Source organism: Leeuwenhoekiella sp. MAR_2009_132 (assembly GCF_000687915.1).
Classification (GTDB): Bacteria; Bacteroidota; Bacteroidia; order Flavobacteriales; family Flavobacteriaceae; genus Leeuwenhoekiella.
Map to the genome: position 1 here is coordinate 1,562,775 of NZ_JHZY01000004.1, position 11,855 is coordinate 1,574,629.

At 38.7% G+C, this 11,855-nt stretch carries 7 protein-coding genes; 2 read left to right on the forward strand and 5 right to left on the reverse strand.

Translation table 11 applies throughout. The features are described from left to right. Window positions 1-76: 76 nt before the first annotated feature. Together P164_RS15260 and P164_RS15265 are read right to left on the reverse strand one after the other, a co-directional pair. Window positions 77-1,036: an OmpA family protein gene (locus tag P164_RS15260; protein WP_028377198.1), complete on the reverse strand. Its 960-nt coding sequence runs from the start codon at window positions 1,034-1,036 to the stop codon at window positions 77-79. A 72-nt stretch (window positions 1,037-1,108) separates the two neighbouring features. After that, the gene (locus tag P164_RS15265) at window positions 1,109-1,879 is read right to left on the reverse strand and encodes an exodeoxyribonuclease III (RefSeq protein WP_028377199.1); all 771 of its coding nucleotides are present in this window, start codon (window positions 1,877-1,879) and stop codon (window positions 1,109-1,111) included. 142 nt (window positions 1,880-2,021) lie between these two features. On the opposite strand from P164_RS15265, the gene P164_RS15270 reads away from it, so the two are divergent. Further along, a complete protein-coding gene (locus tag P164_RS15270) occupies window positions 2,022-5,441 on the forward strand; it encodes a hypothetical protein (RefSeq protein WP_028377200.1) in 3,420 nt (1,139 codons plus the stop codon). Here P164_RS15270 and P164_RS15275 read toward each other — a convergent pair. The 3 genes from P164_RS15275 to P164_RS15285 all read right to left on the reverse strand — a co-directional run bounded on the left by P164_RS15275 (window position 5,438) and on the right by P164_RS15285 (window position 11,069). Continuing rightward, window positions 5,438-8,446: a GEVED domain-containing protein gene (locus P164_RS15275; RefSeq protein WP_051621375.1), complete on the reverse strand. Its 3,009-nt coding sequence runs from the start codon at window positions 8,444-8,446 to the stop codon at window positions 5,438-5,440. The two genes, P164_RS15270 and P164_RS15275, sit on opposite strands and share 4 nt — an antisense overlap. A gap of 97 nt (window positions 8,447-8,543) precedes the next feature. Beyond that, on the reverse strand, window positions 8,544-10,082 hold the full coding sequence (locus P164_RS15280; protein ID WP_028377202.1) for a glycine--tRNA ligase: 1,539 nt from the start codon (window positions 10,080-10,082) through the stop codon (window positions 8,544-8,546). 105 nt (window positions 10,083-10,187) lie between these two features. Then, window positions 10,188-11,069: a hypothetical protein gene (locus P164_RS15285; RefSeq protein ID WP_028377203.1), complete on the reverse strand. Its 882-nt coding sequence runs from the start codon at window positions 11,067-11,069 to the stop codon at window positions 10,188-10,190. A 54-nt stretch (window positions 11,070-11,123) separates the two neighbouring features. On the opposite strand from P164_RS15285, the gene P164_RS15290 reads away from it, so the two are divergent. Further along, window positions 11,124-11,798, forward strand: coding sequence for a ComF family protein (locus tag P164_RS15290; RefSeq protein WP_035899898.1), 675 nt, complete (start codon window positions 11,124-11,126; stop codon window positions 11,796-11,798). Window positions 11,799-11,855: the final 57 nt, after the last annotated feature.

Genomic DNA, 11,855 nt, shown 5'->3' on the forward strand with positions numbered 1-11,855 from the left:
TGTTAAAAAAGGTTTAAAACAAAAAAATCCGCTTGCAAATTGCAAGCGGACTACTAAATATTAAAACTGAAAAAAGCTAGATCTCGTTAAGCAATTTTGTTACCTCGTCAAGTTGAGGGGTTAGAATTACTTCGATTCTTCGGTTTTTTGCTTTTCCTTCTGCTGTAGTATTAGGCGCTACGGGAGCATATTCTCCACGACCTGCAGCCGTTAAGTTTTGTGGGTTAATAGCAGAATTCTGACTTAAAATCTCAACAATAGCTGTTGCTCTTTTTGTAGATAAATCCCAGTTATTGTTTATTGTGCCACTGCCGTTATAAGGTACATTATCTGTATGCCCTTCTATGAGTACAGCAATTTCAGAATTATCTGCAAGTACAGACCCTAACTGCTGTACCGCTTTGCGGCCGTTAGCTCCTACCGTCCAGCTACCGCTGTCAAAAAGCAATTTGTTTTCTAACGAAATATAAACCTTACCATTACGCTGTTCTACCGTTAAACCTTTTCCTTCAAAATCTACAAGAGCTTTTGAAATCGCATCTTTTAATGCACGCATTTTTGCATCTTTAGCAGCAATCATAGACTCAAGCTCATCTACACGTTGCGAACGTTCTGCAAGATCCCGCTGAAGTTTTTCAAGACGGGCCTGCTCTGTTGCAAGGGCGAGTTGTTTTTCATCAAGTTCACTTAATAATTCTCTGTTTTTCTTAGAATTTTCGGCAAGACTCTTTGAGCTGTTTGCTTCTAAGGCATCGTACGATTTTTGTAAATTTTCAAGATTGCTCTTGGCAGCTGCATACTGGCTCGCGAGTTGGTCACGCTCTGCTGTTGCACTTTCAAGTTCTTCACGCAAGCGGGAAGATTCGGTTTCAAACTGATTTTTTAATCGGTTTGAAGTAGCAAGATCTCTATCTAGATCTTGATTTTCGGCTTTAAGACCGGCATAGCGCGCTTCTAGATCTTTGTAAACTTTTGCAGAAACACACGAAGTAAGTGTAGCAGCGCTAAATAGAATAACGCAAAACTTTTTTAGCATAATTATAAAGTGATTAAGTTGTTTTTCAGTAACGCAGGCATTGTTAATTTATTGGTGATCTACCTAATAAAATTATTTGCCTGTATAGTTTAGTTCTAAAAGGGCAGGGCAATGGTCACTGTGCTTAGCATCGGGTAAAATTACGGCTCTGGAAATCGCGTCTTGTAACGGTTCACTTACCATATTGTAATCAAGACGCCAGCCTTTGTTATTAGCGCGTGCATTTGCACGGTAACTCCACCAGCTGTATTGCTCTACATTTGCATTAAGGTGTCTAAAACTGTCTGTAAAGCCACTATTTATAAGACCACTCATCCACTCGCGTTCTACAGGTAAAAAGCCACTTACATTTTTAAGACGTACCGGGTCGTGAATATCTATAGGCTCATGACAAATATTGTAATCTCCGCCTATTACCAGATTAGGTCGTGTTTTGCGCAGCTCATCTGCATACTTTTGAAAATCTGCCATATACTTAAACTTATGCTCAAGTCTATCTGCATTTGTACCGCTGGGCAGATACATACTCATAATGCTAAGGTCACCAAAATCTACACGTAAATTACGCCCTTCAAAATCCATATAATCAATGCCGGTGCCGTGAACAACATTGTCGGGTTCGTTTTTAGTAAGTATTGCAACACCACTATATCCTTTTTTCTGTGCGCTAAACCAGTAATCGTGATAGCCGGTTTCTTTAAGAAAGTCAATTTCTACCTGCTCTTTATTTGCTTTGGTTTCCTGCAACAATAATACATCTGGGTCTGTCTGCTTAATCCAGTCAAGAAGTCCTTTTTTAACCGCTGCGCGTATTCCGTTTACATTATAGGTTATGATTTTCATGCGTTTGTTTTGTATTTAGGGCGAAGTTAATTATTTAGGTTTAATCTATATTCAATAGATAGATGACATCAAGCAGTATTAAGCAGCGCCAAAGTTAAGAACGCAGGTATGCTTTGTACTTTTTCATGTAGTTTTATAGCCGATGCGCAACCTTGCCTGTTTATTACTATTTTCTCTGTGCTTAAGCAGTTTTGCTCAGGATCGCGGTTTTGCAGAAATCAAGACCAAAACGTATGCGGTACGCGATACAATACGTATCGATTCAGTAAGTATTAATCCGGCATTGTTTAGAGTTACCAGCCAAGAAGGGAACTTAATAGACAGCACCGCCTACACTATAGATTTTGGTACTTCATTACTTGTTTTTAAAAAGAACGAGAACCTACCAGATTCCATACGAGTGCACTATAGAACATATCCAGAATTTTTAACCAGGCGTTATTTTGAATACGATCCTGATTTAGTTGTACAAAGTTCTGGAAATCTGGAGAAGGTATATGCGCTCAAAAAGGAAAATTCAAAGCAAGAGATTGTACCATTTGATGGGCTTGATGTTACGGGAAGTTTAGTACGTGGTGTCACCTCTGGCAACAACCAGAACAGCACTTTAAACAGCGAATTAGACCTTCAGATTACAGGTAAACTGAGTGAACGTGTCTCCTTGAGGGCGTCGTTACAGGATGCTAATATTCCGCAGCAAGATGGCGGCTATTCACAGCGTCTAGATGAGTTTGACCAGATATTTATTGAACTTTATAGCGATGACTGGAGTATACGAGCCGGTGATATTAATTTAGAAAATAACACTTCTTATTTTGGCAGATTTTCAAAAAAGGTACAGGGGCTTTCGCTTCGCGGAACTTTAAATCACTCAACAACCGAAACAGATTTATTTGCGACCGCTGCACTCGTACGCGGAGTATTTACACAAAGCCGATTTACGGGACAGGAAGGTAATCAAGGACCCTATAAATTAACGGGGCCTAACGGAGAATTATATGTGCTCATTGTGAGTGGCAGCGAGCGTGTTTTTGTAAACGGAGTCTTGCTGAAGCGCGGTGAGACAGCAGATTATGTGATAGACTACAATGCCGGTGAATTGCGCTTTAATCCCACGTTTCCCATTACGAGTGAGATGCGTATTTCGGTAGAATATCAATACAGTGAGCAAAACTTCACCAGAATTATTGCATATGCAGGAGGTGATCACAAGACAAATGATGACCGCCTGCAGTTAAATGCTCATGTGTATTCTGAAAGCGATGCTAAAAATCAGCCTCTCTTACAAAATTTAAATGCAGATCAAGTAGCTGTTTTGCAGCGTGCAGGAGATGACACATCTCAAATGTTTGCTCCCGGGGTAAACCCCGAAACCTATAACGAGAACAAAATTTTATACCGAAAGGAAACACGCAATGGGCAGGATGTTTATATTTTTTCAAATAATCCTGAAGATGCATTGTTTAATGTGCGTTTTACGCAAGTAGGGCCTAATGAGGGAGATTACCGCCTGAGTACGGCTACAGCGGTTAATCGTATTTATGAATTTGTAGCGCCTTTAAATGGGGTTTCACAAGGTGATTTTGCACCGGTAGTGCGTCTTTTTGCCCCAACACAATTGCAGATGGCAGTTGTGCAAGGCTCGTACAACGCTTCAGACAAAACAGCGATTTCCTTTGAAGGCGCAGGCAGCAAACGCGATCTTAATTTATTTTCAGATTTAAATGATAAGGATAATACGGGTTTTGCCGGTAAACTTGATGTGCGACATCGTGTACTAGGCAACAGCAAGGCAACGTCTTTAGATGCTTTTGCAACAGTAGATTATATACAAGATAACTTTGAAAATATAGAGCGTACGTATGCAATTGAATTTAGCAGAGACTGGAATTTACCGGTATTTCCTAAAGGAAACCAGGCTTTAATTACGACAGGTTTACAGCTAAGAGACTCTGCGCGCGGATTTCTAGATTATCGGTTTGAAAATCTCAGCTATTCAAATACATATACAGGAAACCGAAACAGTATCGTGGCTAATTACAGGCATAAGAACTTACGTACTTTTTTAAACACAAGTTATCTCAAAACCGAAGCAGATACGTCAAAAACCGAATTTTTCAGACTGAATAGCACTACTGTTTATGGTCACAAGAAATCGTGGATTGGCGCAAAATTGAGAGCAGAAAACAATGTAGGTACCCAAACGCTAACGGGGAGATTAGATCCTTTAAGTCAGCGATTTCAGTCGGTTGAAGCTTTTGTGGGACGCGGAGACAGTACTCAGGTTTTTGTTGAATTAGGCTACAGACACCGGGTAAACGACAGTTTACGCGGTCCTGGTTTAGCGCGTGTAAATCACAGCAATACCTACTACTTAAAATCACAATTAATAAAATCGAAAACCACGTCTCTGGGTCTTTTTGTAAACTACAGGCAATTGGTTTTTTCTGAAAAAACTAAAGAGACTGAGCGGTCTTTAAATTCAAGATTACTTTTTGATCAGCGTCTTTTTAAAAATATTATGCGCTTAAATACGGTTTTTGAAACCAGCAGCGGCACCCTTCCACAGCAAGAATTCACCTATGTAAAAGTTGATGAGGGACAAGGTGTCTACACGTGGAATGATTATAATGGTGATGCAATACAACAACTTCAAGAATTTGAAATTGCACAATTTAAAGACGAGGCCGACTTTATAAAAGTGTTACTCCCCAATCAGATTTTTATAAAAACGCATCAAAATAAATTCAGTCAGCTGCTGACTTTAGATTTTCAGCAATGGAGCGGGCAGAGTGGTTTTAAAAAATTTGTCTCTCATTTTTACAACCAGACAAGTTATCTAATAGACCAGAAGATTTTGAGAGCGGGAGATTCTTTTGATTTGAATCCGTTTAATGAGCGGGAAGATGCTTTAGGATTGAATCTCAATTTTAGAAATACCTTATTTTTTAATAGAGGGAAGCAGAAATACACGACCAGTTATACTTACTTAGCAAATACAACGCGTAATTTAGTTTCGTTAGGATTACAAACTAATGAATTACGCAGCCATCAATTTAATTTTTTACACAAGGTTAAAGCGAGTTACCTGTTTAATTTAAAAGCAGATTTGGGATCAAACTCGAGTACTTCAGCAAATTTTGAGCAGCGTAATTTTGATGTTTCCAGCGTAGCGGTTAACCCCAAAATAGCTTATTTATATAGTGATAATTCTAGAATTGAGGCGTTTTACGGTATTGCGACTAAAGAAAATACACTTGGAGAACAGGAGTATTTAAAGCAGCAAGATTTGGGTCTTTCGTTCTCGTATAGCAACACCGAAAAAGTCTCGTTAAATGCAGAGGCAAAATACATTAGTAATGCATTTAGCGGGAGTGCATTTTCTCCTGTTGCGTATTTAATGCTCGAAGGCTTGCAGCCAGGCGCTAATTTTACGTGGACGGCATTGGCGCAAAAAAGAATCACAAAATTTTTAGATCTCAATCTGGCTTATTTTGGCAGAAAAAGTGAGACCTCAAAAACAATACACACGGGAACTGTACAACTACGCGCCTTTTTTTAACGCACAATAATTTTTTTAGATTGGCCGCCTTTGCTATTGCCTATACGTACAATATAAACTCCACTTGCGGCGTACGACATGTCGAGATCGTATTTAAAACTTCCGTATTCATTTTTAATCCAGTTTTCTGCAAGTTTTTGTCCTGAAATTGAGAAAACGGTGACCGCCATTTTATCCCTTACTTCTGTTGTACTCAGCGATACTTGAAATTGATTTTTATCAGTTTCTATAATGACCAGGTCTCCATCTGGAAATATATTTTCTTCCACGGAAAGACTGTTAAAAATACGTACGCTAAAATCTGTTATACGACCGTATGCGATATCATCACAAGGGTCTAGCAAGTCACCTCCAAATTCGCTGTCTTTACTACGTAAGCGCATTCTGTACGTGCCTAAACTTACTCCTGCTGGCAGTGTAAGTTCAAAAGGTGTATTTCTATTCGCTAAGGGAATAGTGTTATTAGAAACCAGTTCTGAGGCTTCAAACGTGCCGTTGTTGTTTAAGTCTATAAAAATAGCATAACCTGTATTTTCAAAACCGGCTTGCAATTGACCGGTGTAGGGGTTGCTCTGTATATCAAGGTCAAATATAATATCTGTATTGTCGCTATAACCGTCTGAAGTACATGTCGTGGTTATCGTTGTGCCTTCTAAGCTTATACTTGTAATACCGTCATTGGCCAGGGTACAGTTTGCCATAGGAGTACAATATGAACTTATAATTTCTTGAGTAATACTATTATTCGCAGCATTACTATCTGTGGCTAAATTAGTACCGGTGCTTATGGTATAAGGGCGTAATTCTGAAAAGTCTTCTGATGCGGTGAATGTATAATTTGCTGTAGATTCTGCAGCAATTGTTGCCGTAAAGGTTTCGGTTACACGTGCGCCGTTATCTACCTCATAATATACCGGAAAATTTGTTTGCGGGGCAGTCCCAAAGTTTGTGATTTCAATAGAAATACTTTCACTGTTACCCAGTCGCGTTTGAGATTGTGGTTTTAACAGCGCTGTTACCCCTAAGTCATTTTGCCATAGATGTTCTACAGCTTTTACAACCGCATCATTAGAGGTGTCCTCATCTGTAGGGAGAGCAGTTTGAGCCGAAATCGTGTAGCGTTGACCCATGCTAGATAAATCTGCAGTTTGCATAAATGTGTATGTTGCAAATTCATTAAAAGCGAGAGTTCCTGTAAATGTTTCAGTAATTACGCTGCCATTATTTATGCTATAGGATATTGGGAAATTAGATTGTGTTGCAGTCCCTGCATTACGCAGTGTTACCGTAATAGTTTCCGTATTTGTTAGGGTACCTTCTTCTGGAGTATCTATAGAAACCACCTGCAAATCATTTGCAAGATCTGGAGCGAGCTTAAAAACACTTATTAAGTCTTTACGTTCTGCATTAAAATATTCTGTAATAAACCAGAATGTATTTCCGTCTACAGGATCTACAGTTAAATGTGTATAATCTGCATAGCGTTCTGAAGCACTAACCCCTGTACTGGCTCTAATGAGCGCTTCGGGAACAGACATTTGTCCTAACGGGTCGTTTGCATAGCGCCCCGTGTAATTTATGGTGACAGGTGTACTTGTACTTACCGTTGTATACCCCATCCCTATAGTTCCTTGTGAGTCCATCGCCATACTGGCTGCAAAAGCATTATTTCCGGTAGGTGATACATAAGTGCCTTCCTGAAAAACAGTCCATGGTTGGCCATCACCGGTTTGTCTCATTTCGTACCAGCGTATTCCAGCTTGTTCCTGACCGGCCGGTGCGACATTTACAGCAAAGTTGAAAACAGCTGAATTATAGGTAGGAAATTTTCTAAACTGAGCTTGATTCATTATCGTCCCCTGCAAGGCATCAATATCTGGTCCTGCGGGCTGCGGAAGATTTGAAAAAGCGCCTCCATCAAATACGCTGTTAAAATCTGAAACGGTAATGATGCGAGGTTGTGAAATTGCCGAATTTTGAGGAGTCGTCCAGTCAACATTCACATCCCATAATTTGAGGTGATCATCTGTAACGCCAGACCAGGAATCATCTTGTAAAAAAACGACTGTTGCGGGCCCACTTGCAGGAGCTTCCGGACTACTAACATTAAAAAACTGCGGACTAAAAAAGCCATTGGTTTGCAGAGTGGGTAAACTGAAGCCTAAAAAACCAACATTTGTAAGACCTTGTAACATTTTTTCGCGTTCCATAACAAATATGGCGTCACTTTGATTTCCCTGTCGGTCTGTATTTATGGTAATATTTGAGGTGATATAATAGCCATCGTGCCACACCGAATATTTAGGATAATCAGGAAATTCACCGGTTTCAAAACCTGCTGTATATACATACCAGCCATCATTAACCGGGTCTGGACCTTTACAGATTGCTATATTTAAACCATTAACGCCACCCGAATCATTGTCTTTCTCAAACTCTGTTATTATAAATCGATCTGCAGGTGCATCATATAAAACAATAGGGTCACCTTCGGTATTGCCTTCAAACAGCGTTCCTAAAGAAGCCTCGTCTACTAAAAGATTTCCTTGTTTATCATAGATTTTAAAACCGGCATTCCAGGCAGCTACATAATGATTAGGCCCTACTGCTCCTGTAGGATCTGAAGGTGTGAAGCGAGAGGTATTGGCTTCAAAAACCCGAATAGGTTCTGGAATATAAGATTTTGTAGGACTTTTGCTTTTCTGGGTTTTTAGCAGAGGATCACCATCTTTAGGAAAACCTTTACCAGGAACAACTTGATTTGTGGTACGTCTTTTAGGGTTTATTTCCTGAATTTCGGTAGCTTTTAAAGGAGTTTGAAAAATTCCCTTTTCGATTTGAGAGGTTAAACTTGGTACTTCCTTCACAAATTGAATTGATCTTATTAGTGAAGGGCCTTCAATTTCCTGAGCTTTTAAGGATTCTGAAACAAAAAAGAATAGGCTAAATAGCGGAATTAGTAAATAGGCTTGCTTCTTAAATAAAAACCTGTAAATCTTTATCATAACGTATAAATAGGGTCTATAAATGTACGAAAGTTACCAGTATACGGATTAAAAAAAGCCCCGTTAAGGGCTTTTAATAAAAATATATTGCTTAGAATTAAGATTTCATCCAATTTTTGAAATCGATCTTATCATGAAGTATTGTATTTAATTCAGAAATTTTCACTCGTTTCTGTTCCATAGTATCCCGGTCACGTATGGTTACGCTGTCGTCTTCTAAGGTGTCGTGATCTACAGTTATACAAAATGGTGTTCCTGCAGCATCCTGACGGCGGTATCTGCGACCTACAGCATCTTTCTCGTCGTAAGCAACGTTAAAATCCCACTTAAGATCATCTATGATTTTACGGGCCACTTCGGGTAGACCGTCTTTTTTAACAAGTGGTAAAATAGCTGCTTTAACAGGAGCTAATATTGCCGGTAATTTTAAAACCGTACGCGTAGAACCGTTTTCTAATTCTTCTTCTTCAAGAGATTGTGAGAAGACAGCTAAGAACATACGGTCCAGACCTATTGAGGTTTCTACCACATAAGGCACATAGCTTTCGTTTAATTCAGGATCAAAAAATTGTAGTTTTTTACCCGAATGCTCTTCGTGAGCTTTAAGGTCAAAGTCTGTACGACTATGTATTCCTTCTAATTCTTTAAAACCAAAAGGGAAATTAAATTCGATATCTGCAGCTGCGTTTGCGTAGTGAGCAAGTTTCTCGTGATCGTGAAAACGGTAATTTTCTCTTCCTAAACCTAAAGATAAATGCCAGTTTAAGCGTGTTTCTTTCCAGTGCTCATACCACTTAAGTTCTTCACCAGGACGTACAAAAAATTGCATTTCCATTTGTTCAAACTCGCGCATTCTAAAGATAAATTGTCTTGCAACAATCTCGTTTCTAAAAGCCTTACCGGTTTGAGCAATCCCAAAAGGAATTTTCATTCTACCGCTTTTCTGAACATTTAAGAAGTTTACAAAGATACCCTGAGCCGTTTCCGGTCTTAAGTATAAATCTGTTGCTGTCTCTGCAGAAGCACCTAATTTTGTACCAAACATGAGGTTAAATTGACGCACATCTGTCCAGTTTTTTGAACCTGTGTCAGGATCTGCAATTCCTAGTTCTTCAATTAGAGCTTTAACATCAGCAAGATCTTCAGCTTCTAAAGAACGCGCCATACGTTTTAAGATGGTTTCCTGCTCTTCGCGGTATCTAAGAACTCTTGGGTTTGTACTTACAAATTCGGCTTCATCAAAAGCATCGCCAAAGCGCTTTTTAGCTTTCTCGATTTCTTTTTGTGCCTTCTGATTTATTTTTTCGGCATAATCTTCAATTAAGACATCTGCGCGGTATCTTTTTTTAGAATCTTTATTATCTATAAGTGGGTCGTTAAATGCCTCAACGTGACCTGAAGCCTTCCAGGTAGTAGGATGCATAAAAATCGAAGCGTCAAGGCCTACAATATTTTCATTCATTTGCACCATACTTTTCCACCAGTAATCTCTAATGTTTTTCTTAAGCTCTGCTCCGTTCTGACCGTAGTCATATACCGCGCTTAACCCATCATAAATTTCACTGCTTCCAAAAATGTATCCGTATTCTTTAGCGTGAGATATTACCTTTTTAAAATGATCTTCCTGTTGTGCCATTTAGTATGTTGCTTTTGTAATTGGTATAAGAGGTCTCTCCATTGAGAAACAGCCGGTAAAAATAAAAAAACCGGAGCAATGAAGTGGAATTTTAAAGGATTGTTTTTATTCTAATTCTAAGACGCTATTACTTAATAAACGGTCGTTTTCAAATAAATTGATGCGGTAAATTCCCGGTAAAAATTCATCTATAGCCGGGTTTATGAGTACACACGATTCTACTTCTTCATTTTGATAAGCGATTTCCTGATAAGCGCTGTAGATTAAAATGTTTTCGCCAAAGGCTAAAGAAATACGTTCTCCCATAACATTGTTACGAGGATCTATAACCTGAATGTAAAAATCGTGATCGCCGGCTCTGGCATATTCATTTGCGTTTACAGTATAACAAATCTCTAGTTTATCTATGCGGTTTGCGCGATCATTAGGTAATCGTTTACCGCTACGTCGTAAAATAACTCCTGCAGAAGTAAACCTGCTAACTGTAAGCTGAGAACCTTTGGCAAGGTCATCTTTTAGGGTATTGTTTTGAACTTGTAATGAATCTAATTGAACTACACTCTGATCAAAAGCTGCTTCTACCGTAGTTTTTTGAGATACCAGGAGCGCATTTGCAAGCATTAAACTATCTGTTTTTTTACGTAAGACATCTCGTTCATTCCGAAGAATACTCAATTCTCTTCGGTAATTTTGAATGGTAGTTTGAGAAGTCGTAGAATTTTCTAAACGATTCAGTAAATTTTGGATTCGTGATCTGGCTTCGCGCAGCTCTTTGCTCATAAGTTTACTGCTTTCAATTTCAGAGTTATACGTGACGAGCAGGTCACTTAATTCATTTTGAAGTAGTAACTTCTCTTCAGATAATGCGACTTTATTCGCAGTTAGCTCTTGATAGAATGAATAGGTATAAACTCCTAAGCCTAAAAGCAGAAAAAAAAGTATACCGATTAGAATCTTTAAAGCATTGTTATTGCGATTAGCACTCATGCAAACGATTTTATATCTTAGTGTGAAGTTATAATTTTTAATCAAAATGAGATAATGTCGCTACTCAAACTCTTTTATCCAGATCAATGTAGTGCTTGTGATGAATTACTCGGTATCGGAGAAAAACTCATTTGCACATCCTGCCGGCATGCGTTACCTCTTGCTCATTTTCATACTACAACGTACAATCCTATATTAAAATTATTATACGGTAGAACTTCAGTAGAAAATGCTGCAGCTCTGTTTTATTTTGATAAAAAAACACGCGTACAACATCTTATTCACAATTTAAAATATAAGGGGCAGGAGCGGGTAAGTGCTTATTTAGGAGAATGGCTGGGCAGCGAGTTAATGGCTACGGAAGCATTTAAAACTATTGATTGTGTGATTCCTGTACCATTACACAAAAAAAGACTGAAAGCTCGCGGATACAATCAAGTGGCCGGTTTTGGAAAAGCAATTGCTACTGCCTTGCAAAAACCATATTTAGATGATGTTTTGTATAGAACCAAAGCCACAAACACACAGGTTTTTTTAGGCAGAAGTTTTAGGAGTACCGAAGTTATAGATTCGTTTGCGCTGCGCGAAAACAACACACTTGCAGGAAAACATATACTTTTAGTTGATGATTTAATAACAACAGGAGGTACAGTAGAAGGCTGCGCATTAGCATTAAATACCACAACAAATATTAAGTTGAGTGTAGCGGTCATGGCAATAGCCGTTTAGAAAGCCACGTTACTAAATGAAAATAGATTTTTTATAGGTGTTTGCTAAAGTCTCAAA